This window comes from Flavobacterium buctense (assembly GCF_014486695.1).
Classification (GTDB): domain Bacteria; phylum Bacteroidota; class Bacteroidia; order Flavobacteriales; family Flavobacteriaceae; genus Flavobacterium; species Flavobacterium buctense.
The window spans coordinates 74,957-99,096 of the sequence record NZ_JACTAB010000005.1; the positions used below are offsets into that span (position 1 = coordinate 74,957).

Sequence of the window (24,140 nt, forward strand, 5' to 3'; positions counted from 1 at the left end):
TTAAAATAGATTCCAACTGATTAATTTCATATTCAATATTAATAAAAAAAATAATTAGTTTTCAATCTGCGGTGTTTTTTTTTAATTTTCTATATCGGGGGAACGGTGTTTTTGAAAAGGAATCGATAATAAATTCTTTAGATCATTATGTTCTTTCAATTTCATATGTGTATCAACACCGTAAACTATTTTTTCTCTATCTAATGTTTTGAAAGTTCCGAATAACCTATCCCAAACCGAAAATATATTGCCATAATTGCTATCAGTATACGGCAAAACATAATGATGATGTACTTTATGCATATCGGGTGAAACTAAAAAATAACTCATGAGTTTATCCAATTGTTTTGGCAAAGCGATATTCGCATGGGTGAATTGCGTTGCGACTACCGATAAAGTTTGGTACAAAAAAACCATCCACATTGGGCTACCCACAATCAAAACCCCTAAAGTGGTAAAAACAAAACGTATGACACTTTCACCGGGATGATGACGGTTTCCTGAAGTCGTATCAATCCATGTATCGGTATGGTGAATTAGGTGAAATCGCCACAAAAACTTGACTTTATGCTCCACTAAATGCGCCAAATAAGCACCTATAAAATCCAATAGCAACAAACCAACTATTGTAAAAAGCCAGATATTCATTTCGGGCAACCAATTCAATAAGCCAAAACCATTGTCCACTGCCCATTGCGCTGCATTGACTAAAATAACAGCCAAACAGAAGTTAACAATAATCGTAGTAAGGGTAAAGAAAATGTTTATTCCTGCGTGCTGGACTTTGTTATACCCAAATTTCACAAATGGAACTGCGCTTTCAATTAACCAAAAGATAGCGATACCGCCAGCCAAAATTAACGCTCTATGGGAAGACGGAATACTTTCGAAATAATGAATGATATCGTTCATCAAATTGCTTTTGTCAAATATAATAAATTAGGGAATTACTTGATGATGCGAAAAGTGAGATTAATTCGGGAACTAATTTCTTTAGCCGTTTTTGGGATTTGGTGTTTCCAAAAATGTTGGGTTGCACCTTTCATAATCAATAAACTGCCGTGTTCCAAATTGATTTTCAACTTTTGTTCCTTAATTGTATTGTGTTGCAAGTGAAAACTTCTTTCGGCACCAAAACTCACCGAAGCGATGATAGGATTTCGACCTAATTCTTTTTCATTATCCGCATGCCAACCGTTGCTGTCTTTTCCGTCACGGTAATAATTGAGTAAAACTGTAGTGAAATTTTCTTGACAAATGGTTTCAATTTCTTCCTTGATAAACATTAATAAAGGATTCCAATGATGGGGTTGCATTACGATATTGGAATAACTATAAGGTTTACCCTCATTTCCAAAAAGGGCTGTTAATCTTGGCTGTGGATGGGTTTTTCCGAAAACAGTAATGGCATCTTGTTGCCATGGAATACCCTCTTTTAACCGCTCAAAAAGTTCATTGGCACGAACAGCATCAAAGAAGTTAGAGTAATATTCGATGTCGGCATCCGGAAGATTAAAAGTGATTTTTTCTTTTGGAAAAAGTGTGTTCATTTCACAAAAATAAAGAGAAAAGAACAAATAATTTCATTCTTTTCTCTTTAACAAATACTAAAAATATAATAAAATTATAGGGTTTCTTTTTTGTCTAAAAACAATTTATAAATAAATCCGCCTACCAAGGCGCCTGCAATTGGAGCAACCCAAAACAGCCAAAGTTGTGATAAAGACTCCCCTTGAGCAAAAATCGCTTGTGAAGTCGAACGCGCCGGATTTACTGAAGTATTGGTGATGGGAATACTAATTAAGTGAATTAAAGTTAGTGCTAAACCAATAGCAACTCCGGCAAACTTTCCATTGGCTAGTTTGTCTGTAGCACCAACAATGATAAGGACGAAAAACATCGTCAAAATAAATTCTGCTACAAATGCGGAACCCATTGAATAGCCATCCGGAGAAAAGGCACCATAACCATTGGTAGCAAAAGCACCGGCTTTGGTGTTATCAATAGCAAATCCCTCTTTTCCGGAAAGGATGAATACTAAAGTTCCGGCTGCTACAATTCCGCCTAAACATTGAGAAACAATATAAGGCAATAACTCCTTACCCGAAAATCGACCACTTGCCCATAGTCCAAATGAAACTGCGGGATTAAAATGTCCACCTGAAATATGACCAACAGCATAAGCCATAGTCAAAACTGTTAATCCGAAAGCTAATGAAACACCGGCAAAGCCAATGCCTAAATCAGGAATACCTGCAGCAAACAAAGCGCTACCGCAACCGCCAAAAACAAGCCAGTAGGTTCCAAAAAATTCTGCGAATAGTTTTCTCATAAGTTAAATTTTTACATCACAACGTTTAGTGATTGGTTATTTAACTAAAATTAAAGAAAATAGTTAGGCAGAAATTTACCCGAGAAAAAACTTATTAACAGTCAATCAATTGGGTTGCCTTTTCTTAAAACTAATGTTCATCATTACAATGGCCAATAGTATTAACACTATACCAATCCATTGACTAAAAACAACACTTTCATTAAGCAAGACATAAGCCATCATCACTGAAACAGGTAATTCAAAAGCTGAAACTATACTTCCTAAACCGATACCCGTCAAAGGAAACCCTGCGTTTAATAACATAGGCGGAATAACCGTACCAAACAGCGCAATTAAAATGCCCCATTTATAAAAGATGTCAAAATTAAAAGGCGTATGTTGTGTTACTATGGCAAAAATAAAAACGACAAAGGCACCTCCCAAAAGCATGTACAAACTTCGCTGTGCCGCCGAAATCGTAGTCGCTACTTTATTAGCTGCAAACATAGTAGTAGTAAAAGAAGCCGCAGCTAACAAACCCAATACAATTCCTCTCCAATCCAATTCGAATGTAGCTGAAAAAAGATTGGTGGCTAAAGCGGTTCCGATTAAAACAATAAAAACAGCTATAATTTTTACATTAGATGGCTTTTTCTTTTCCAAAAGCATTTCTAAAACAACGCCCATCCAAACCGTTTGCATCAACAGAACTATACCGATGGATACCGGAATGTATTTTACTGCTAAATAGTAAAATATACTGGTTAATCCTGTTGAAGTTCCAACTAACATTAGCTTCTTAATTTCAAGCGATGTGGCATTTACAACGGTATTACCTTTTCTCCTCCTTTGAAAAGCATTAATTCCTAAAATAACTAAAATACCAATGGCGAATTGCGCTGTAATGACTTCCGCAGGGGTGTAATGAAGTCCTTGTGAACTTACATCAGCGTAAGCCAATTTCACAAAAGTGGCTAGCATTCCATAACTAGTGGCGCCCAGTCCGACCAAAAAAACACCTTTTAGCACTTTGTTTCCAAACATAATTTCATTTTTAAAAAGCCGACAAAGATATAGAATTGGAATTGTTTTCAAAGGAGATAGTCTAAAAACAAAAAACCACCACTTTTCAGTGATGGTTTACTTATTGAGCCGGCAGAGGGACTCGAACCCACGACCTGCTGATTACAAATCAGCTGCTCTAGCCAACTGAGCTATGCTGGCGTCTCAATGTGAGTGCAAATATAGAAGTGAAATTTAATTCTCCAAAATATTTTGGCACTTTTTTATTGTTTTTTTAGACTACAAAGCGTTGATTTTTTCAACCAATTGATTTGCAACTTGTTCTAATTCGGTGTTGATTTGTTTGAAATGTGCTTTTTTATTTTCCACTTTCTTTGCATTCACTTTTGTAATTAAACCGTCAAAAGAAGCAATCGCCTCATCGATGATAGCGTTTGATTGCTCAGATGGTTTTCCCGAAGTTGTCATTTCGTAGATGTATACTGCTTCAATGATATCTCCTAAAACAAAATTGATGTCTTTTTTTAAATTTTTAACACTTCCCATTTTTCTTGTAAATTTTAAATTTGGCGCAAAATTACACTAATTCTTTAGAACACCAACTACGAAATATAAATTTCTAGTATGGAAGCTTTACCATTTAATTGAAAATCAGTCAAAAAAGCCGGAATTAAAACAGTATCGCCTTTTTGGTAAACGTAAGTTTCTCCGTCACAAATCAATTCAAAATGGTTGTCAACACACATGAACACAGTAAAGGAATCCTTGGTTTTCTGTATACTCATCTGTCCGTTTAAAGGAATAAAATTAGTGGTAAAGTATTGACAATTTACTATTTCATTCGCGCTATTTTCTATTTTTGAATAGGTTCGTTGCGCTTCAACGGTATCGTAATTAATGGCTTCTAAAGCCAAATCGTTGTGCAATTCTCGTTTATTTCCATTCGCATCCACCCTATCAAAATCGTATACGCGATAAGTAATGTCTGAAGTTTGTTGGATTTCGGCGATAACATTTCCGGCTCCAATGGCGTGTATCGTTCCGGTTGCTAAAAAGAAAACATCACCATTTTGTACTTTTTTAGTGTCAAGTATATTCAGTAATGTTTTGTCTTTTAGATGTTGGGTATATTCTTCAGGTGAAGATTTCTTTTTGAAACCAACAATTAATTCGGCATCATTATCGGCTTGCATGACATACCACATCTCGGTTTTGCCAAATGAGTTGTGTCGTTTTTTAGCCAATTCATCATTCGGATGCAACTGAATCGATAAATCTTCGCGAGCGTCTAAATATTTGAAAAGCAAGGGAAACTGTTTGCCAAAAGCAACATATACTTTGGATCCCAATATTTCTTTCGGAAATTCATTAATTAATTCGTTTAAAGATTTTCCTTTAAAATCACCATTAGAAACAATGCTAATATCATTTTCAATCGTAGAAATTTCCCAGCTTTCCCCGGTGATTTCAGAAATTATCGGTTTGTTTAAATAGGATTTTAACTTGGTTCCTCCCCAAATTCTTTCTTTTAAAATCGGCTCAAACAGTAAGGGATAAAATCGCATCAAAGTAATTTTAGGCAAACTTACATCCTTTTGAGAATTTCAAGTGCATTTTTGATGTGAATTTTACCGGACATGCTGTTAAAAACCAACTGAATTAGACCGTTTTTATCGACAACATATGTCACTCTTCCCGGAATCAAACCTAATAAATCATTGGGAACACCAAATAATCTTCGCAGTTTTTTATCCGAATCCGATAACAAGATAAATGGTAAACGATATTGTTTAACAAACTTTTGATGGGATTTGACCGAGTCACTACTAACCCCAATTACCTCAGCACCTAGCGCTTTAAAATCTTCGTATTGGTCGCGAAAAGAACAGGCTTGCTCAGTACAAACTCGGGTATCATCTTTAGGATAAAAATAAATAACATGGGATTTTTTGCCAACAATGCTGTCGTTGTCAAACACATTACCATTGGTATCAATGGCTGAAAAATGGGGGATTTTATCTCCGACTTGCAATGCCATTATTCGCCTTTGTAGGTTACAAAGTTTCTTGGTGTTTCGTATAAAACGACTTCTAAATCCTTGTTGGCGTCAATATATTTTCTAAGCTTGTTCCAAATGACTACCGCTATATTTTCGGCAGTTGGATTTAAATCCGCGAACTCAGTTACATCAAGGTTTAAATTTTTATGGTCAAAAGCATTTTCGATATGTGCTTTGATTAAATCCGACAAAATCTTGACATCAATTACAAAACCGGTTTCTTGGTCAATTTCACCCGTAACCGAAACGATTAACTCGTAATTGTGTCCGTGAAAATTTGGATTGTTGCATTTCCCAAAAACCGAATCGTTTTTTTCCATCGACCAATCCTTGCGATACAATCGGTGTGCGGCATTGAAATGGGCTTTTCTGGATACGGTAACTTTCATTGGGTTATGAGTTGTATGTTATTGTTGTGAATTAAAGTTTGTGATCTTCTAGATAATGGTAAAATTCATCAAAGATAATTTTAAACCAAACGGTGTAAATATCAGGATTTTGAATCATGTCTTGGCGAACGGCTTCGATACACATCCATTTCCAACTTTCGACTTCTTCCGGATTAATTTGAGGTTCGTCATTATAATAACCAATCATCACATGATCGAGTTCATGCTCAGTCAAACCATTGTCGAATGGCGCTTTATAGATAAAATGAAACAGCTCTTTCAACTCGGTTTTAAAGCCCATTTCTTCATACAGACGGCGACTTCCGGCTTGGATATTGGTTTCGCCTTCGCGTTGGTGACTACAACAAGTATTCGTCCACAACAAAGGCGAATGGTATTTGTGGTGCGCACGTTGTTGCAACATGATTTCGTTATTGCTGTTCAACACAAAAACCGAAAAAGCACGGTGCAAAACCGCTTTCTCGTGTGCTTCCAATTTATTCATTAACCCGATTGGTTCATCTTGTTCGTTGACCAAGATTACTTTTTCTTCGACCATAGCTTTTATTAATCGTTCAAAAATACGAAAAAATATCAGCGTCCCTAATTATGCTGATAGAACAACCGTTAAACTTTCCTTAAATCGCTGTAATTTGTAATCTATCAGACATTTCAACTCGTATTTAGCTGTAAATTTGTGTCTGATTTAAAACGATTGCTATGCTAAAATCCATTTTTAACTTCTTAATTTTATCCCCGTTGTTTATGTTCACCGCTTGTGGGCAAAACAATAAAACAACAACAAAAACCACTGCTATGGAAAACGTCATTTCAAAACCTGAAAACCCTTATTATTCTAATACCGATACTTCTAAATTGGTTTTAACCGATGAGCAATGGAAAAAAGTATTACCACCTGATTTGTATGCAGTAGCACGTCAAGCGGATACTGAAAGAGCCTTCACTGGAACGCTATGGAAAAGCGAAACCAAAGGCACTTATTATTGCGCGGCTTGTGGGTTGAAACTATTCAAATCCGACCAAAAATTTGTAAGCAGTTGCGGTTGGCCGAGCTTTTTTGAACAAGACAACAAAAACAGTATCACTTTTAAAGACGACAATTCTTATGGCATGCGCCGTGTTGAAGCTCTTTGCGGAAGATGTGACAGTCACTTAGGCCATTTGTTTGATGATGGTCCGGAACCGACAGGTAAAAGATATTGCATGAATGCCGTTTCTTTGGATTTTGTACCTGATGGAACGGTGGCTCAAAACAAAGGCAATATGGAAACCATTACCATCGGTGGCGGCTGTTATTGGTGTGTGGAAGCGGTTTATGAAAACTTAACCGGCGTAGAAAAAGTTGTATCAGGTTTCGCAGGCGGAAAAGTCGAAAATCCAAGTTATGAGGAAGTTTGTAGCGGAACAACCGGCGCGGCTGAAGTCGTAGAGATTACTTATGATAAGACCAAAACCAATTTGGATGAAATCTTTCAAGTATTCTTTACAGTTCATGATCCTACCACTTTAAATCGCCAAGGTGCTGATGTGGGAACGCAATACCGTTCGGTGATTTTTTATAAAAACGAAGAGCAAAAGAAAGCTGCGGAAAGCATTATAGCCGAATTGAACAAAGAAGTTTTCAATAATAAAATAGTAACGACTTTGGAGCCTTTTAAAGCGTTTTACAAAGCCAAAGACTATCACCAAAACTATTATGAAAACAACAAAAACCAACCGTATTGCCAAATGGTAATCCAACCCAAATTGGAGAAATTTGAAAAGGTTTTTAAAGACAGATTGAAAAAGAAAAACTAATAAAAGCCCTGATTTCTCAGGGCTTTTTTTTATAAAATATAATCGGTATTGATAAAATTCGATTCCTTACTGTTGAGCAATTCCTGCAAAATCGCGTTGTTATAAGCATTGTCTTTTGAGGCTACGAAAGTTCTAATAGAGAACGAACGCAAAGCATCATGTATACTTAAAGTTCCAACCGCTGAATCTTTTCTTCCGGTAAACGGATACACATCCGGTCCGCGTTGGCACGAACTATTCAAATTTACGCGACAAACCAAATTCACCAACGTATCAATCAGCGGCGCTATGGTTTTGATGTCTTGGCCAAACAAACTCACTTGTTGTCCGTAATTCGATTCCGCCATATCGTTTAAAGGTTCTTGAATGTCCTTGAAAGTTAAGATTGGAATTACAGGCCCAAATTGCTCTTCGTGATACACCCGCATTTCTTTATTAATCGGAAACAAAACAGCCGGAAATATGTAGTTCTCGGTTCTTTCGCCACCTTTTTGGTTGATAACTCTGGCACCTTTGTCTTGGGCATCATCGATTAATTCCTGAATATAATTCGGTTTCTCTTTTTCCGGAAGCGGCGTTAAAGAAACGCCTTTCTCCCATGGATTTCCGAAAGGCAATGCATCTACTTTCTCCGCAAATCTTCGGTTGAATTCGGCTGCGATGGATTCGTGCACGTACAAAATCTTCAATGCGGTACAACGTTGGCCGTTAAAAGACAGCGTTCCCATAATACATTCTTGGATTGCCAAATCTAAATCGGCATCCGGTAAAATAATCGCCGGGTTTTTGGCTTCCAAACCTAAAATCAAACGCAAACGGTTTTTATTCGGATGCAAATCTTGTAACGCAATCGCCGATTTACTATTGCCAATAAGTGCCAAAATATCGACTTTTCCTGATTTCATAATTGGTGAAGCGACATCTCTGCCTCGACCGTAAATGATATTAATTACACCTTTAGGAAAACTAGTTTGGAACGCAGTTAACAAAGGAGAAATTAGTAAAACACCATGCTTAGCCGGTTTAAAAATCACAGTATTACCCATAATAATCGCGGGAATCAACAACGAAAAAGTTTCATTGAGCGGATAATTATACGGTCCCAAACAAAGTACCACGCCAAGCGGTCCGCGACGAACCATCGCATTTACACCTTGGCTTTTGGTAAAACGCGCATTATTTCGGTCTAGTTCTTTATAATCTTCAATCGTGTCGTAAATATATTCTACAGTTCTATCAAACTCTTTTTCAGAATCGGGTAATGATTTTCCGATTTCCCACATTAAATATTTTACGACTTCGCTGCGCGTGGCTTTCATTTGGGTTACAAAATTCTCCATGCATTTGATGCGATCGATAACTTTCATCGTGGGCCACAACCCTTGTCCGTTATTATAAGCCGCAACCGCTGCATTAACAACTTCGTTGCCTTCGGCTTCTCCCATCGCAGGAATAGAACCTAAAACCGTTGGCGCATAATGATCGGTGGAAGATATCGTAGAGAAAACCGGCGTGGTTTCGCCTGTCCATTTTTTCAGTTCACCGTTGACTAAATAAGTATCCTGATTTAATAAAGACGTGATTTGAAATTCACTTGGAATAGTATTCATAAAAAATGATTTTTTATAAAATTACTATTTTGAATAAAACATCCGACATCGATTAGCGGAAAGAAATTAACTAAATCGTTGTAACTGAAAACTTTTAGAAATTCACTCTGAAAAACACATTGGGCATAATGCCTAAAGAGTAAAATTCCTGTATTGAATAGCGTGGTGTAGCAAAATCGTTTACATTGGTATAATTGCGTTCCAATTCTTTACTAATTAAAGCATTTCGGTTGTAGAGGTTGTAAAGGGATGCACCAATTTTGAAAGTATGCCCTTTTGTGCTTTGGAACTGATAACTGCCCGATATGTCTAAACGATGGTAATTAGGTAATCTTTTGGAGTTATAAGAAGTGATTTCTCCAGAATCATTAATGGTGCTGAATGGTTTTCCGCTGTGCCAAAACCAACCGGCGGTAAACAAAAATCGGTTCCATTTTTTATTGAAAGCCAAATTAAAACTGTGCTTAATATCGGCATTGGATGCAAAATAATGGCCTTCATTCAAAGTCGAAAACCGGCTTTGAGAATCCTGATAAGTATAAGTCAGCCAGGCACGCCAAGTGGGCGCACTTTTTTGCAACAACACATCAACACCTTTAGTAAAGCCATTTCCTTGTTGGATCTCATTGTCATTTTGACCTAAAAAACCTAAAGTAAATGAAGTGATTCCGGTAATGTTTTTATAATAGGCATCAACATCCAATAACCAATTATGCTTTTTAAATGTAAATCCGGAAGTAAATTGATTGGCTTTTTGAATCGGATATTCGTTGTTGTCAGAAAGTACCCAAACATAGTTTTCTAAACTCAAATCATTGGTGGCATTTTCACGAACCTGACTTAAAATTTGGCTACGGCGTTCGTATGAAGCTTGCCAAATGAAAAATTCGGAAATTGTTTTTTGAAGCAACAATCGAGGTTCAAAACTAGAAGCCTTCATTTGGCTGAAAAAACTATAACGCAAACCGGGTTGTAAATTCCAGCTACCGAAATTTTGTTTAAAATGCATATAGCCAACATGAGTGACATTATACAATTGCTTCAAACTCAATACGACGCCAATGTCCTGATTAAAACTATTGAACAAATGCGAGATATCGTTTCCAAAGATTTGATAGCCAAAATCTAAATGGGATTGTTGATTAATTTGGTAGCCAAAATTCAATTCAGCACCAGAATCCACCACTCGATTTAATTTTTTAAACGCTTCGAATTTATCCGAGTCATAATCTTGTTTTTTGAGGTAATCGAAACTGTAAAGCGAGTAAAAAATTAAAGTTTTCTGAGTGAATCTTGGGCTGTATTTTTGCATCCAATTCAAACTAAAACCATAATTTTCGATGTTCATTTTTTGGTTACTAATGCTATCGGTTTCAATTACATTTTGGTAATCTAAATCGTTTTTGATTACTAAGCCTGAAAGTGAAATATCGGTTTTTTGATTGGGTTTAAAATTTAATTTGGCCGAATAATCATGGAACTTGAATTGATTGTTGTTGTCAAAATCTTCAAAGTTGGTGTTTTGAAAAACTTTAGTTTCTAATTGATTGAACGTTGGCGTTTGCAACCATTCCGTATAAGATTTTCTGCCCGAAAGTTGTAAACCTAGTTTATTTTTGACTAACGGTGTTTGGAGATAAACGTCGGCATTCAAAGCATTAATTCCGGCGTTGATTTTGGTTTTATCCGAAATTTTATCCGTCGATTTGATGTCGATTATGCCGGAAACTCTTTCGCCAAACTTTGGATTGATGGCTTTGTTGTAATAATTCACCGTTTGCTCCACATTCGGATTAATACTCGAAATCATGCCGAATAAATGTCCGGGATGATACAACCGAATCCCATCCATAAGAATCAAATTTTGATCAGCCGTTCCGCCGCGAATGTACAAACCGGTGGCAGTTTCATTCGGACTTTTAACTCCCGGTAATTGTTGTAGAGATTGCAAAATATCGGCATCGGTAATTCCGGGAAGCGTTTGTACTTTTTGGGGTGAAATGATATAAAGTTGGTTGGTTTTCTGAATGCCTTTTGCCAAAAACTCTTCGACTATGACTTCTTCCAAATGAGTAATTTTCTCTGAATTACCATTGGCTTCTGCTTGGTTTATCGAATAAAATCGGTCGTTGATTTGGATGACTTTTAACGTCGATTGCTTTTCGATTTCGGTATTAATTTCGGCCAAAGTATAAAGTTTTTTCGGTACTGAAATTCGCTTTGAAGCCACTAATGAATCGACATAGGAATATTTAACGTCAAAAGCTTTCTCAATATCGGAAAGCACTTTGGTGAGTTGGGCATTGGTATAAATAAAGGACTCCTTTTTTTGTGACCAAGAAAGTGAAATCCAGCACAAAAAGAAACCCAACAAAACTATTTTTTTCATTCCGAAATGATCATTTTTCCTGTTTGGTCTTTGCCGAATTTTAAATGCAACGGTAAGCAAATCGTTTGCAACGCCACGGTTGGCTCATTATGGGTAAAGGTTCCTGTAAACTTTACGTTTTCTATGGTTTTCGGATAGTCAACAGGCATGTTGTATTGTTTCTTAAATTGTTCAATCACATAACGCATCGGCACATTTTTAAAAGATGATTCTCCGGAAATCCAGGTGGGTTTATCCGAAGATTCATCAGCCCAATTTTCTGAAGTACCTTTGTAAAAACGCACACTTTCACCATGGGTTAAAATGGTTGATTTGTCTTTTTGGGTGACTTGAACTTTGCCTTCATAGCATTTTACTTCAAAGAAATCCTGAAAAGCAATGACATTGAATTTAGTTCCCAAAACACGAATATCACCTAGTGAAGTTTCTACTGTAAACGGACTTCCTTTTTCGACTTCAAAAAAGGCTTCTCCATCGAGTTGCAAGGTTCTTTTGTATTGGAAAGTATTAGCATAACTCAACTTGGATTTGGCATTCAAAGACACTTTGGAATTATCGGTTAAGGTAATCATTTGAGTATTTCCGAAACCGGTTACTATTTCATTTTTAGCCATAAAAAAATGGTACACGCCAAACAAAATCAGCAAACTTGCAGCAATAGAAACAAAACGCCAAAACGGAATCACTTTTGATTTTGTTTGTTTTTTATCGGCTAACTTTTGCTTTATGGCACTAAAGTTTTGTTCCAAATCGGGATTGCTGATTTCAAAACTGTCAAGAGTAACTTTAATGTTTTGGTAGGCCAAAAAATCCTCCTCAGAAACCAATTGTTTTAATTGTTCATCGGTAATTTTATGAGCTAACCAATCGGATAAATATGTTTCGTTTGTCTTTTCCATATCATTATTCTTTCAAACGTTTTTTACTACTTTTCTTAGGGACAACAAAGCTTGATGCATTCGTTTTTCTACTGCTTTTACCGATAAATCCAATGAGGCTGCAATTTCAGCATACGATTGATTATCAAACCGGTTCATTAAAAATACGGTTCTTTGCTTTTCGGGCAAATCGTTTATGGCTTTTTCCAGTTGGGCTTTTAATTCGGTTTCCTCCATCAAAAATTCGGGGGATTCTTTGTGAGATGATTTGGGTTGGAATTGCAACTCAAAATTGCTGACCACTTGTTTGTGCTTGATTTTATTCAGCGAAAGCCTAATCGCTGTGGTGTATAAAAAGCTTTTGGCTTGTTCGGGTTGGATAATCCCACAATTCTCCCAGAGTTTGACAAAAGCATTTTGGGCTACATCTTCGGCACTTTCTATATCGCCTCTGAATTGATACACCAAAAAGTTTCGCAACACCTTAAAATTCGTGTCAAATACCGAGCGGAATACCACATCAGAACAGAGCTTTGTATTTTGGTTTTCTTCTTTCATAGCTTAAATTGCTAACACAACCTTATCGCTAAGGTTGTGTCGCAACTAACTTTAATCTTTCCCAATTTTATTGATATACAATTAATTACAATTATTGATAATAAACGATTCAAAAGTTACTTGGTCCGCCATGGTAACTTGAATAAGACCGCCAGGTGAATTAAAATTTGCCGTTACCGGATACACAAAAGCCGGAATACTTGACTGATTAGGGAAATAATACTGTAACAGTTCTCCGTCATTATTAACCGTAACCAAAGCCCCTTGATATTGAATCTGTACCGGATAATTCATAGTAAAACAAGAACCTAATCCATTCCCGAAATTTGTGGTTAGTACAGGATCACAACTTACAAAATCAGCTGCTGTATAACCGTCACATTCCGCCAAACAAGCATTTGAGTACATTACGGTTCCATTGGCGGTTTGCACACAAACTGGATTAACATCAGTGGTGCAAATACAAGAAGTAGTATTCCCATCACACTCATCGTATAAATCGAATAATTCATATAAATCATTGACCACAATTGTCTCATTGGCTTGAATCACGCTAATTGGGAATACTATTTCAACAACCTCACCGTTAATTAACAACGATTCAAATTCACCTTGTGTTTGTACTTCAATAGTGCTGCCGTTGGCATTGATTACTGAAATCGGATAAACCAATTGGAAACAACTAAATTGCAATACATCATCATTTATGGTACTAAATCCACACTCTTGAATCAAGGCATAAAACTCCTCTTCATTATCTATAGTCGTAATTGCGCCTTCTTGTTGTACTTGGAATGGAAATGCAATACCAACCAAGAATAAAGTTTCGGTTTCCGCTGTTAAGATTTCTAACAATCCTTCGTATGAAGCAACTGTAATAACGGTTCCGTCATTATAAGATAAGGTTAACGGAAAAACAAAATTGAAACAAAACGCTTGGTCTTGCATTGACAAATCATTTTTGCCATTGATGTTGTTGGCCTTCTTGATCTCGTTTAAAGTGGTTCTTAGCGAAATACTTTTAGTGGTTACAATTTCATTATCCACCGGATCATTATCGGTACACGAATAAAAACCTGCGACCGAAACGGTCAATAGCAAAAGTAAAATTTTGATCTTTTTCATTTTTATAATTTTTAGTGTTTATAGATTAGACAACACAAAATGCCATCACCCTACTTTTTTTAAATAAAAATGAAAATTAATTTATTTTAAAAGACTTTGTGCAATTTTCAGGGCACATTTTTCGCCATCAATAGCGGCAGAGATGATTCCACCGGCAAAACCGGCACCTTCACCACATGGATATAAACCCTTGATTTGTAAGTGTTCTAAGGTTTCATTGTGCCGTGGAATTCTTACCGGAGAAGAGGTTCGGCTTTCGGGCGCGTGAAGTATGGCCTCGTTGGTCATGTAACCCCGCATCGATTTTCCGAATTGAACAAATCCTTCTCTCATGATTTGGGTTAAAAAACCTGGAAAAACTTGTCCCATTTCTATCGTAGTTGTTCCGGGTACATAGGAGGTTTTTGGGATGGATGAGGATATTTTATTTTGGGTAAAATCGACCATTCTTTGCGCAGGAACTTTTTGGGTTTCTCCGGCCAAATGCCATGCTTTTTGTTCGATACTTTTTTGAAATTCCATTCCGGCTAGTGCTCCGAACTTGGCGAAAGGCTTAAAATCTTCAAGTTTTAATTCGACTACTATACCTGAGTTTGCAGTAGCTTGATCACGTTTGGACGGTGACCAACCATTTGTCACGACTTCACCCGGACTTGTAGCGCAAGGCGCAATCACGCCGCCAGGACACATACAAAAAGAATACATTCCGCGACCATTGACTTGCTTAACTATCGAGTAAGGCGCCGGTGGTAAATGTTCCCCACGGAAATCACAACTGTATTGAATTTTATCAATTAATTCTTGAGGATGTTCTGCTCGAACACCTAAAGCAAAAGGTTTAGCTTCGATGAAAATTTTCTTTCTATCCAGTAATTCAAAAATATCACGCGCGGAATGTCCGGTAGCCAAAATGACTTTATTGGCCGAAATGGTATCGCCATTTTGAGTCACAACACCTTGCATTTCATTATTCTTGACTACAAAATCGGTTACACGGGTTTCGAATAACACTTGTCCGCCACATTCGATTATTTTTTCCCGAATGTCTTGAATAATTTGGGGTAACTTATTGGTCCCAATGTGAGGATGCGCTTCCACTAAAATATCAGGGGTCGCTCCGAAACCGACCAACAATTGTAAAATTCTGTCGACATCGCCTCGTTTTTTAGAACGCGTGTATAATTTTCCGTCGGAATAAGTGCCAGCACCACCTTCGCCAAAACAATAATTGGAATCTTCGTTAACAATGTGATCTACATTAATCGCTTTTAAATCACGACGGCGTCCTCGAACGTCTTTTCCGCGTTCTATTACTATTGGCTTTAATCCTAATTCAATCAACTGAAGTGCTGCGAAAAGTCCGGCCGGACCGGCACCAACAATAATTACTTCTTGGGCATTGGCTACATTTTGGTATTCGGGCAATTCAATTTTTGGTTCGGTATACTCTTCATCAACGAGATAGACCAAAACTTTAAGATTGACTTTAATTGCCTTTTGACGGGCGTCTATTGAACGCTTCAGGATTACAACTTTGTGAACCAATTTAGTAGAAACCCTTACTGATTTGGCTACATACTCATAGAGCAAACTTTCGCTTGCCGCTATTTCGGGAGAAACCTGTAGGAGTAATTCTTGTGGCATGATTTAATTTTCTGCAAAAGTAAACAAAAGGAATTACTTTTTTTCTTCAAAAGCGCGTAAGGCAAACGAAGCCAACCAATGCTCGCCTTCATAATTGCCGTCGACTACAGAAGGCAGCGAAAAATTTAAGTGGTAATCCGCTAATGGTTTTAAATGGGAAAATTCTTTTGGATACTGATGAATTAAGGCATATAAATTCCAAGCTCGGCTGAAATTCAATCCGTCTAAGTGCACCAAATGACCATCAGTCCTATCGGAAACTTTAGCAACTTCCCATGAGAATTTCTTTTTGAAGAGTTGTGGTGCAAACTTTTTCAGCCAAATTAAAAACGTTGCTTTAGGCAAAATGCGTTGCATTAAAGCCATTTCTTCTAAACAAGGCGACAGGAAATCGGTGCCGCTGGGTTCCCAAGTAAACGGACAGTTTTCATCATTTTGGAACAAACGAATGGCGTTGCTTTTAATGCTTTTTTGGAACAAATCATTTTTAGAATAAACCGCATAATCCCATGCAAAAGTTAAACCAAAAGCAGTATTTGTATGCGTTCCTACTCTAACAGGATAAAGTAATTTAGGCAAAAACTCGATGTATCTTTCAATGACAATATCGGAAAGCGGTTTTAAATTTTGGGCCAACTCTTGGGCGAAAGGCTCGTTATGAGTTTCGAGCTCGAGTTGTAATTTCAGTAACCAATTCCAGCCATACATTCGTTCAAAAGACTTCTCGTGTTTCTTATTCAAATAATTAATTTCTACTTGAATGTTTGCTTTGGATAAATTGGTTTTGAGTTTTTGGACAATCAATTCTTTGTTGGCCAGATTCGGGAATTTTTTTAGCAAATACACTAAACTCCAATGTCCGTGAACCGAAGAATGCCAATCAAAGCAGCCGTAGAATGTGGGATGCAATTTTTGAGGTGGTTGAATTTCAGTACTATCCATCAGCATTTGTCCCAATTTATTCGGGTATTCTTGTTGGAGACATTTTAACGGCAAACCGGCTAAATGATTGGCTTGTTCCAAAGTCAGTTCCTGAGAAAAACCTAGGAAAGATAGTAGCAACAGTAAAAAATAACTATTTTTCATAAAGAAGCGTTTTCCAAATGTAGCAAAAAGTTACCTTTACATTATTATTTCTGTATATGTCAAGACAAATAAAACTCATTTGGGATTTCCGAGGACCGGCTTCTGCTAAAACTGCAGAGCACCATGAAATCCATTTAAAGGAATATATTACTATTGAAAAGTTACCCATTAACATTACCGGCTATGAAATCCTCAACGAAATGTATGCTATTGCTTTTATGGTGGTGACAGATGAAAATATGATAGCTGTTCGAGATACATTGAAGCCACATCGAGGGGAATTATATGTTTAATATTCAATAAACCAAAAACTTTAAACTTAAACTACTCTTTTTCAGCAAAATAAAGTGTGCTATTTTGGTTCAAATCTTTCAAATAAGTTTTAAAAATTCAGTCATTTTGAAAGCGAATAAACGCCTTTTCTATAATTAAAGAGTTACATTTGGTTATAAACCAAATTTTTCTTGATTATGCAAAAAAATTACACGCTAGAAAACTATTCGAATTCTGTTATTGATGGAGCAAATGACTTAAATGAAAAGAAACGATTTCTCAAAGGCTTTTTATCTTTGGTTCTTCTATTGTTTGCGGTGATTAGCTTGCAAGGGCAAACTACCTTTACTTCAATCCAATCAGGAAATTTTACCGATCCTGCCACTTGGGGAACGGCTACTTCCCCAACTTCTATTGACAATGTTATCATTGCAACCGGCACAACGGTTCTACTTGACGATTTGATTACAGTTAATGATGCAACCATTGGAGGTGTTTTAGAAAGTGGTAGTAACTCAGCTGATTTTATCATAACTGGAAACTTAACTGTTAATAATGGTGGTTTGTTTGATGGAATCTTTTATTTTGATGCAGGCGGATGGGGATATGACAAAGGAACGCAACTTACGGTGGCAGGAAATATTACAAACAATGGTAGAATTGATTTGTCCATTGGCGCTAGTTATTTGCCCGAAGGTGCATTGAATTTAAATGGTTCTTCTGTTCAAACCGTTAGTGGTTTGGGTACTTTTGGAGGTACTTTATATTTAACTGACAATTCCAATACCGGTGCTGTTATTAATCAATTGATTATTAATAATACAAGTATGGCTACTCCAAATATAATTTGGGGATTTAACAATATCAAAATCAGAAGTAATCTAACGCTAACTAACGCCCGAATTAACTTAGGTGTCAACAAAATGACCATAGGAAATTATGGTTCTGCTACTACAACCATTACTTCCGGTAGTGGATTTTTAAGCGGCACCATTGGCAGATGGTATAGTGCTTACGATAATCCAGTAGCAATAACATCCGGAGTAGATTATTATAACAGTAATACGTTATTTCCTTTTATTAGTGCTAATGGAAAAAGCAGATCCGCATTTATTTCAAGACCTAACGACCCGAATGCTACGGGAACATCAGGAGAACTTTCGGTAACTTATTTTGACGAACCTGCTGTATCTTCCGGGTTTTCTGTAGTTGATGGAAGTTATACTGTCACAGACATTTATGAAGGTGCATGGACCATTGCTAAAGATGCGACTTATGCTTTTCCAATTGGTAATCATACAATAGCTTTTTCAATTCAAGATGCTTTTTTAATTAAAAATGGCAATTCAAGGATTATTAAAGCAGACGGAACAACAATTGGTAATCACCAATCAGGTACCATTACACCTTTTGCATCGAGAAAAAATCTTTCTGATACCGATTTAAACAACACTTTTCAAGTTGGATACAATGCGGCTTTAGACACACCTATAACTTCCTCACAAACAGGAAATTGGAATAATGCCGCTACATGGAGCAGCAACAGTGTTCCGGGTTGTGGAGATACTGTAACTTTACTTTCAGGACATATTATAACGGTTAATACTATTAGTTCAGCGGCAGGAGTAAATATTGCTCCAGGAGCAACATTGATAAGCGATTCTTCAACTTTAACTGTGGGCTGTACCAATAATAACGCAACATTTTTCAACGGCGGTACCTATACCATTAATGGCGGTTCTCTTATAGTAAACGGGAATGTTTTACATGCTAATGGAAGTACTTTTAATCAAACAGCCGGAGATATAATTGTTGATGGGAACAACAATGGTGTAGCAGCAACCAGTATTGACCAAACTCTTTTCAAAATTGGCAATGCAACTTTAAATTTAACGGGTGGAAAAATCACTATTGTAGACCCTCCAGTTTCAAGCGCTACTGTAGCAACAACCCATACAATTACTTCGATTGTTGCTTGTACAGGTTTCTTTTGTTGGTATCCAACGAATATTTTTTTAGATGCTACAGATGATTTAGCGGTTGGCCAAGTGATTAGCGGAGCAGGAATTCCGGCAGGAACAGTTGTGGCCAGCATCAATTTTGACGGTTCAATTAATACAAGTCCAAGTTTACCGGCTACAGGGCTGACTTTACCTTTAAATTTAACGTTCTACAACGTAACTAATTCTCCATCAACTTTTATTTATGAATCAAGTAATAATTATGCCATAGGGGCTAATCATACTTTACAAATTGGTGACGGAATATCAATAGAAAAAAGTACCGTAACCACTAATGGATTTAATTGTAATTTCAGAGCTGCTGAAGGAACACTTTCTTTAAACAACCTAATTGTCAATGCTCTTGACTCAACCGATCGTTTTGTTAATTTAGATTTTAGTAACTTGAGTGGTACTAGTATAATGAATGTTCAAAATGATTTCACCATTACACAAGGAAAAATAAAAGGTCAAGGTGTTGATACGTATTTTGGAGGAAATATTATCAATAACGGAGCTTTAAATTTATACAATAATACTTATTTTGGTAATTATATCGATGGATCAGCGGTAGCAACTGCAAAACCACAAACCATTTCCGGCACAGGTACATTCAATGCACAAACAGAAACCATTTTAAACACACCTGTGAATACTGGTTCTGTTTTTCAACTTAGAGTTAACAATACCAGTACAGAAGGAGTAACTTTTTTAGTGCCATTTAACGTAGTATCATCCTTAACAATGACTGCGGGTATCATTCACACCTCAGCAACCAGTGTTTTAACCGTTGGAACACCAGCTATGTCGTATACCGCATCTGTTACCGGTAATTTTGGAGATACTTGTTATATCGATGGCCCTTTTGCGAAAGATATTGGTGGCGGACAAAATGCTACAGATTTAAATAGTGAATTTGATTTTGCTGTGGAAAAATTCTTTTTCCCTGTTGGAAAATCATCTTATTCACCAATTTGGGTAGCGGTTACAACTCCAGCGGGAGGTTTTGGAAGCCCGGGCGCCAAATTAAAAGCAGAAGCTTTTGAAACAAATCCGGGAACACCTTCAGCAAATATTGCCTATTTAAGTCAGAACCGATGGGAAGTTTCAAAAACTGCCGGTACTGTTATCGATTTCAATATCAAAGTAGCGGATGCTAATGCTATTGAAACCAGTATTATTGTGCAAGCACCTTCAGCTGCCGGTGTTTATGATAATGACTTTGGGATTACAGCAAGTTTTGAAGCAGGAACACCAAATTTATTAATGTCAACCACAAATCCATTGCCTTTTGAAGATTTTTATGGTTTCTTTTCTACTGCCAGACAATCAGAGTGCTCTACAGTAGCGCCTGGTAATACCTTATCTACCGAAACCAACATTTGTGGTGGTAAAGCAGTAACATTGCGTTTAGAAAATGTCATTATTGGAGAAGGCATAACCTACCAATGGCAAAGTTCTACTACAGGTTCAAACTATGTTAACATTGATGGTGCAACTGCTACAACTACTTCAGTTGCTCCGGTAGAAAATACTTATTATCGTTGTAATGTTACTTGTTCATTCAGCACAACTACGGTAGCTTCTACACCAATTCAAATTACCTTAAATAATACTATTACCGAAACAACTCCGGCAACAATTTGCCAACCAACAGATACTGCAACTTTATCGGCAACTTCTTCTGTAGGAGATGTCAAATGGTATGCGACACAAACCGGTGGAACTGCTTTAGCAACAGGAAACTCTTTTACAACTCCTGTAATTACTGCTACAACAACCTATTATGCCGGTACCGAATCATCAACTAACGGTACAGCAGGCTTAGCATACAGCAATGATGGTTATGGCTCTGGATCACTAGATAGAGGTTTGGCCTTCAATTTATCGAATTCTATTATTTTAAATTCGGTTAAAGTATATCCGCAACAAAACCCTGGTGGAACCGGAGTAGCTCCAATAACCATTAAAGTATTCCAAAATGGAGTTCAAGTTCCGGGAACTGATGATGTTGTGTTTACACCAAATACTGCTTCAGATTGGTCTCCTACAACAATAGCTCAAACGGTATCTCTTAATTATATACTGTCTGCAGGTAATAACTATACCCTTTTAATTACTGATGGCGCTTCATATGATAATGCTTTGGCTTATGTAAGTCCGTTTCCTAGTCCGTTCCCGGTTGATAATGGAGCGGTTTCTATCGTTGGTGGTTTTTCATTTGGAGAGATTGATACGTACAATTACAACTTCTTTTTTGATTGGAATGTTACAGAAGTTTGTTCTTCTGCCAGAGTTGCGGTAACAGCCACAGTACTAACTCCGGAAGAATGTGACTTGGGAACTGAAACTTCACAATTATTATCAAGAGTAGTGGCTTATCCAAATCCATATAGCTCAACCTTTAAATTAGACATTCAAACCAACAATGCGGCAGATGTTACCATAAAGGTTTACGATATGGTGGGAAGATTAATTGAGTACAGAACTATTGGCTTTAATGATTTAAACAATGTAGAAATCGGAAATGGTTATCCATCCGGAATTTATAATGTATCCGTAACTCAAGAAGGAAAAGCAAAAACCCTTCAAGTGGTTAAAAGATAAAACTATACTTCATTCAATAAAAAAACGGCTACTTTTATAAAGTAGCCGTTTTTGTTTTATTTACATTTTAAAACTGAAAACTGAGACTGTAAACTTTAATTCGCCACTTCACTTATAAACTTAATTCTCATCAAACGCAATTCTTCGATATCATAATCACCATCAAATTCCTTTAATGCGTCTTCTATTTTATCCGATTCAGAATCCATAAAGTAATCGTGGATTTCTTCTTGCTGTTCTTCGTCCAGGATTTCGTTAATCCAATAGCTGATATTCAATTTGGTGCCTGAATAGACAATCTGCTCCATTTCTTTGAGCAAATTATCCATCGTAAACCCTTTGGCTTTAGCAATATCATCTAAGGACAATTTTCGGTCGATGTTCTGAATAATATATAATTTATTAGCCGAATTGGCTCCGGTAGATTTCACCACCAAATCATCCGGACGTATGATATCGTTGTCTTCAACGTATCGTTCTATTAATTCAATAAATTCTTTGCCATACTTTTTCGCCTTGCCTTCTCCTACTCCATGAACGTTGCTCAATTCTTCAATAGTAATCGGATATTTTAAAGCCATGTCTTCCAAAGATGGATCTTGGAACACCACAAATGGTGGAACACCCAATTTTTTAGCCACTTTTTTACGCAATTCACGCAACATGCTCATTAAAGCTTCATCGGCTGTACCACTTGATTTGGCAGCAGTTACTATAGCTTCATCTTCGCTTTCGCTGTATTCATGATCTTCCGACATCATAAACGAAACCGGATTTTTAATAAACGCATGGCCTTTGTCGGAAACTTTTAAAATACCATAAGTTTCAATGTCCTTGGTTAATAAACCATCCACTAAAACTTGACGAATCAACGCCATCCAATAACGTTCATCATAGTCAGAACCGCAACCAAAGAAGGTTTGTGCATCGGTTCTGTGTGCTTTTATAGTGGCATTTACTCTTCCGATAAGGGTAAAAACGATTTCTTTGGATTTGTATAAATATTTGGTATCTCGAACGACTTCCAACAACATTTTAACTTGGTCTTTGGCTTCGACTTTGGTTTTTGGATTGCGAACATTGTCATCCATATCGGCACCATCACCGGTTTCACTGTCAAATTCTTCTCCGAAATAATGCAAAAGAAATTTACGTCTGGACATCGAAGTTTCGGCATAAGCCACAACTTCTTGAAGTAATGCAAAACCAATTTCTTGCTCAGCCACCGGTTTGCCCGACATGAATTTCTCTAATTTTTCAACATCTTTATAAGAATAGTACGCCAAGCAATGTCCTTCTCCTCCATCTCGACCGGCACGACCGGTTTCTTGGTAATAACTTTCTAAGGATTTTGGAATATCATGGTGAATTACAAAACGAACATCCGGTTTGTCGATTCCCATTCCGAATGCAATAGTTGCCACCACCACATCTACATCTTCCATCAAGAACATGTCTTGGTGTTTAGCTCGCGTCTTTGCATCTAAACCGGCATGATAGGGAACGGCTGAAATTCCGTTAACTTGTAGCACTTCCGCAATTTCTTCTACCTTTTTTCGGCTTAAACAGTAAATGATACCTGATTTGCCTTTATGTTGCTTTATAAAACGAATGATATCCGCTTCGATATTTTTGGTTTTGGTGCGTACTTCATAAAATAAATTCGGACGGTTAAAAGACGCTTTAAACGTTGTTGCGTCAGACATATCCAAATTCTTTAGTATGTCTTCCTGAACTTTTGGCGTAGCTGTAGCGGTTAAACCAATTACAGGCACGTCACCTAATTGTTTGATGATGTGTCTCAGATTTCGGTATTCGGGTCTGAAATCGTGTCCCCATTCTGAAATACAGTGTGCTTCATCAATGGCAACAAATGATATGGGAACACTTTGCAGAAATTCTACATATTCTTCTTTGGTCAAAGATTCCGGTGCCACATAAAGCAATTTGGTAATCCCTGAAGTAATATCTTTTTTAACTTGATTGATTTCGGTTTTGGTTAGCGACGAATTTAACACATGCGCAATTCCGTTTTCAGAGGACAAACTCCTGATGGCATCAACTTGATTCTTCATTAAAGCAATCAATGGTGAAACCACAATCGCGGTCCCGTTTTGTATTAACGCAGGTAATTGATAGCAAAGTGACTTTCCACCACCGGTTGGCATTATAACGAAGGTATTATGTTTGGTAATAATACTTTTTATGACTTGTTCCTGTAAACCTTTAAATTGGCTAAAACCAAAATACTTTTTTAATTCTTTGTGGATGTCAATTTCGTCTAAATTCATTCTGTGTTAATGGTATTTTTACATAAATTTGCAAACATAAAGATACGACTTTCTTTTATACATACAAATTTTATCT

Annotated in this window: 20 protein-coding genes and 1 tRNA gene; 3 read left to right on the forward strand and 18 right to left on the reverse strand. The window is 36.9% G+C overall.

Features of this window, described 5'->3' with window-relative positions:
* Positions 1–81: 81 nt before the first annotated feature.
* From ICG50_RS09390 to idi, 10 genes are all read right to left on the reverse strand, one after another.
* Positions 82–912, reverse strand: a complete 831-nt coding sequence (locus ICG50_RS09390; protein ID WP_187660656.1) for a sterol desaturase family protein — start codon at positions 910–912, stop codon at positions 82–84.
* A gap of 35 nt (positions 913–947) precedes the next feature.
* A complete protein-coding gene (locus ICG50_RS09395) occupies positions 948–1,550 on the reverse strand; it encodes an alpha-ketoglutarate-dependent dioxygenase AlkB family protein (RefSeq protein WP_187660657.1) in 603 nt (200 codons plus the stop codon).
* A gap of 74 nt (positions 1,551–1,624) precedes the next feature.
* Positions 1,625–2,332, reverse strand: a complete 708-nt coding sequence (aqpZ, locus tag ICG50_RS09400; RefSeq protein WP_187660658.1) for an aquaporin Z — start codon at positions 2,330–2,332, stop codon at positions 1,625–1,627.
* Between the two features lie 105 nt (positions 2,333–2,437).
* Positions 2,438–3,358: a DMT family transporter gene (locus tag ICG50_RS09405; protein ID WP_187660659.1), complete on the reverse strand. Its 921-nt coding sequence runs from the start codon at positions 3,356–3,358 to the stop codon at positions 2,438–2,440.
* A gap of 106 nt (positions 3,359–3,464) precedes the next feature.
* A tRNA-Thr gene (locus tag ICG50_RS09410) sits at positions 3,465–3,538 on the reverse strand.
* A 78-nt stretch (positions 3,539–3,616) separates the two neighbouring features.
* Complete coding sequence (locus tag ICG50_RS09415) at positions 3,617–3,883, reverse strand: hypothetical protein (protein ID WP_187660660.1); 267 nt, start codon at positions 3,881–3,883, stop codon at positions 3,617–3,619.
* 56 nt (positions 3,884–3,939) lie between these two features.
* Positions 3,940–4,902, reverse strand: coding sequence for a type I phosphomannose isomerase catalytic subunit (locus tag ICG50_RS09420; protein WP_187660661.1), 963 nt, complete (start codon positions 4,900–4,902; stop codon positions 3,940–3,942).
* A 20-nt stretch (positions 4,903–4,922) separates the two neighbouring features.
* Positions 4,923–5,375, reverse strand: a complete 453-nt coding sequence (locus tag ICG50_RS09425) for a peroxiredoxin (RefSeq protein WP_187660662.1) — start codon at positions 5,373–5,375, stop codon at positions 4,923–4,925.
* On the reverse strand, positions 5,375–5,785 hold the full coding sequence (locus ICG50_RS09430; RefSeq protein WP_187660663.1) for a 6-pyruvoyl trahydropterin synthase family protein: 411 nt from the start codon (positions 5,783–5,785) through the stop codon (positions 5,375–5,377). Before ICG50_RS09430 ends, ICG50_RS09425 begins: the two co-directional genes overlap by 1 nt.
* 31 nt (positions 5,786–5,816) lie before the next feature.
* Complete coding sequence (gene idi / locus ICG50_RS09435; protein ID WP_187660664.1) at positions 5,817–6,344, reverse strand: isopentenyl-diphosphate Delta-isomerase; 528 nt, start codon at positions 6,342–6,344, stop codon at positions 5,817–5,819.
* 161 nt (positions 6,345–6,505) lie between these two features.
* On the opposite strand from idi, the gene ICG50_RS09440 reads away from it, so the two are divergent.
* Positions 6,506–7,603, forward strand: a complete 1,098-nt coding sequence (locus ICG50_RS09440) for a bifunctional methionine sulfoxide reductase B/A protein (protein ID WP_187660665.1) — start codon at positions 6,506–6,508, stop codon at positions 7,601–7,603.
* Positions 7,604–7,632: 29 nt separating this feature from the next.
* On the opposite strand, the gene ICG50_RS09445 is transcribed toward ICG50_RS09440, so the two are convergent.
* From ICG50_RS09445 to ICG50_RS09475, 7 genes are all read right to left on the reverse strand, one after another.
* Positions 7,633–9,213: an NADP-dependent glyceraldehyde-3-phosphate dehydrogenase gene (locus tag ICG50_RS09445; RefSeq protein WP_187660666.1), complete on the reverse strand. Its 1,581-nt coding sequence runs from the start codon at positions 9,211–9,213 to the stop codon at positions 7,633–7,635.
* A 94-nt stretch (positions 9,214–9,307) separates the two neighbouring features.
* Entirely contained in the window at positions 9,308–11,602 is a 2,295-nt protein-coding gene (locus ICG50_RS09450; RefSeq protein ID WP_187660667.1) for a TonB-dependent receptor plug domain-containing protein, read from the reverse strand.
* Positions 11,599–12,501, reverse strand: a complete 903-nt coding sequence (locus ICG50_RS09455) for a FecR family protein (protein WP_187660668.1) — start codon at positions 12,499–12,501, stop codon at positions 11,599–11,601. The genes ICG50_RS09450 and ICG50_RS09455 overlap by 4 nt, the downstream gene beginning before the upstream one ends.
* 12 nt (positions 12,502–12,513) lie before the next feature.
* The gene (locus ICG50_RS09460) at positions 12,514–13,038 is read right to left on the reverse strand and encodes a sigma-70 family RNA polymerase sigma factor (protein ID WP_187660669.1); all 525 of its coding nucleotides are present in this window, start codon (positions 13,036–13,038) and stop codon (positions 12,514–12,516) included.
* Between the two features lie 81 nt (positions 13,039–13,119).
* A complete protein-coding gene (locus ICG50_RS09465) occupies positions 13,120–14,163 on the reverse strand; it encodes a hypothetical protein (RefSeq protein WP_187660670.1) in 1,044 nt (347 codons plus the stop codon).
* A gap of 81 nt (positions 14,164–14,244) precedes the next feature.
* On the reverse strand, positions 14,245–15,807 hold the full coding sequence (locus tag ICG50_RS09470; RefSeq protein ID WP_187660671.1) for an NAD(P)/FAD-dependent oxidoreductase: 1,563 nt from the start codon (positions 15,805–15,807) through the stop codon (positions 14,245–14,247).
* A 33-nt stretch (positions 15,808–15,840) separates the two neighbouring features.
* Positions 15,841–16,893: a DUF2891 domain-containing protein gene (locus ICG50_RS09475; RefSeq protein WP_187660672.1), complete on the reverse strand. Its 1,053-nt coding sequence runs from the start codon at positions 16,891–16,893 to the stop codon at positions 15,841–15,843.
* 56 nt (positions 16,894–16,949) lie between these two features.
* On the opposite strand from ICG50_RS09475, the gene ICG50_RS09480 reads away from it, so the two are divergent.
* Both ICG50_RS09480 and ICG50_RS09485 read left to right on the forward strand, forming a co-directional pair.
* Entirely contained in the window at positions 16,950–17,186 is a 237-nt protein-coding gene (locus ICG50_RS09480; protein WP_187660673.1) for a hypothetical protein, read from the forward strand.
* Between the two features lie 177 nt (positions 17,187–17,363).
* On the forward strand, positions 17,364–21,773 hold the full coding sequence (locus ICG50_RS09485; protein ID WP_187660674.1) for an Ig-like domain-containing protein: 4,410 nt from the start codon (positions 17,364–17,366) through the stop codon (positions 21,771–21,773).
* Positions 21,774–21,868: 95 nt separating this feature from the next.
* Here ICG50_RS09485 and recQ read toward each other — a convergent pair whose 3' ends face one another.
* Positions 21,869–24,064 (reverse strand): DNA helicase RecQ, encoded by a 2,196-nt coding sequence (gene recQ, locus ICG50_RS09490; protein WP_187660675.1) that lies wholly within the window; start codon positions 24,062–24,064, stop codon positions 21,869–21,871.
* Positions 24,065–24,140: the final 76 nt, after the last annotated feature.

Excerpts from the sequence above, each read along its gene's own strand:
- ICG50_RS09390 (WP_187660656.1), bottom strand. The coding sequence starts at position 912 with ATGAACGATATCATTCATTATTTCGAAAGTATTCCGTCTTCCCATAGA.
- ICG50_RS09395 (WP_187660657.1), bottom strand. The coding sequence starts at position 1,550 with ATGAACACACTTTTTCCAAAAGAAAAAATCACTTTTAATCTTCCGGAT.
- aqpZ (WP_187660658.1), bottom strand. The coding sequence starts at position 2,332 with ATGAGAAAACTATTCGCAGAATTTTTTGGAACCTACTGGCTTGTTTTT.
- ICG50_RS09405 (WP_187660659.1), bottom strand. The coding sequence starts at position 3,358 with ATGTTTGGAAACAAAGTGCTAAAAGGTGTTTTTTTGGTCGGACTGGGC.
- ICG50_RS09415 (WP_187660660.1), bottom strand. The coding sequence starts at position 3,883 with ATGGGAAGTGTTAAAAATTTAAAAAAAGACATCAATTTTGTTTTAGGA.
- ICG50_RS09420 (WP_187660661.1), bottom strand. The coding sequence starts at position 4,902 with ATGCGATTTTATCCCTTACTGTTTGAGCCGATTTTAAAAGAAAGAATT.
- ICG50_RS09425 (WP_187660662.1), bottom strand. The coding sequence starts at position 5,375 with ATGGCATTGCAAGTCGGAGATAAAATCCCCCATTTTTCAGCCATTGAT.
- ICG50_RS09430 (WP_187660663.1), bottom strand. The coding sequence starts at position 5,785 with ATGAAAGTTACCGTATCCAGAAAAGCCCATTTCAATGCCGCACACCGA.
- idi (WP_187660664.1), bottom strand. The coding sequence starts at position 6,344 with ATGGTCGAAGAAAAAGTAATCTTGGTCAACGAACAAGATGAACCAATC.
- ICG50_RS09440 (WP_187660665.1), top strand. The coding sequence starts at position 6,506 with ATGCTAAAATCCATTTTTAACTTCTTAATTTTATCCCCGTTGTTTATG.
- ICG50_RS09445 (WP_187660666.1), bottom strand. The coding sequence starts at position 9,213 with ATGAATACTATTCCAAGTGAATTTCAAATCACGTCTTTATTAAATCAG.
- ICG50_RS09450 (WP_187660667.1), bottom strand. The coding sequence starts at position 11,602 with ATGAAAAAAATAGTTTTGTTGGGTTTCTTTTTGTGCTGGATTTCACTT.
- ICG50_RS09455 (WP_187660668.1), bottom strand. The coding sequence starts at position 12,501 with ATGGAAAAGACAAACGAAACATATTTATCCGATTGGTTAGCTCATAAA.
- ICG50_RS09460 (WP_187660669.1), bottom strand. The coding sequence starts at position 13,038 with ATGAAAGAAGAAAACCAAAATACAAAGCTCTGTTCTGATGTGGTATTC.
- ICG50_RS09465 (WP_187660670.1), bottom strand. The coding sequence starts at position 14,163 with ATGAAAAAGATCAAAATTTTACTTTTGCTATTGACCGTTTCGGTCGCA.
- ICG50_RS09470 (WP_187660671.1), bottom strand. The coding sequence starts at position 15,807 with ATGCCACAAGAATTACTCCTACAGGTTTCTCCCGAAATAGCGGCAAGC.
- ICG50_RS09475 (WP_187660672.1), bottom strand. The coding sequence starts at position 16,893 with ATGAAAAATAGTTATTTTTTACTGTTGCTACTATCTTTCCTAGGTTTT.
- ICG50_RS09480 (WP_187660673.1), top strand. The coding sequence starts at position 16,950 with ATGTCAAGACAAATAAAACTCATTTGGGATTTCCGAGGACCGGCTTCT.
- ICG50_RS09485 (WP_187660674.1), top strand. The coding sequence starts at position 17,364 with ATGCAAAAAAATTACACGCTAGAAAACTATTCGAATTCTGTTATTGAT.
- recQ (WP_187660675.1), bottom strand. The coding sequence starts at position 24,064 with ATGAATTTAGACGAAATTGACATCCACAAAGAATTAAAAAAGTATTTT.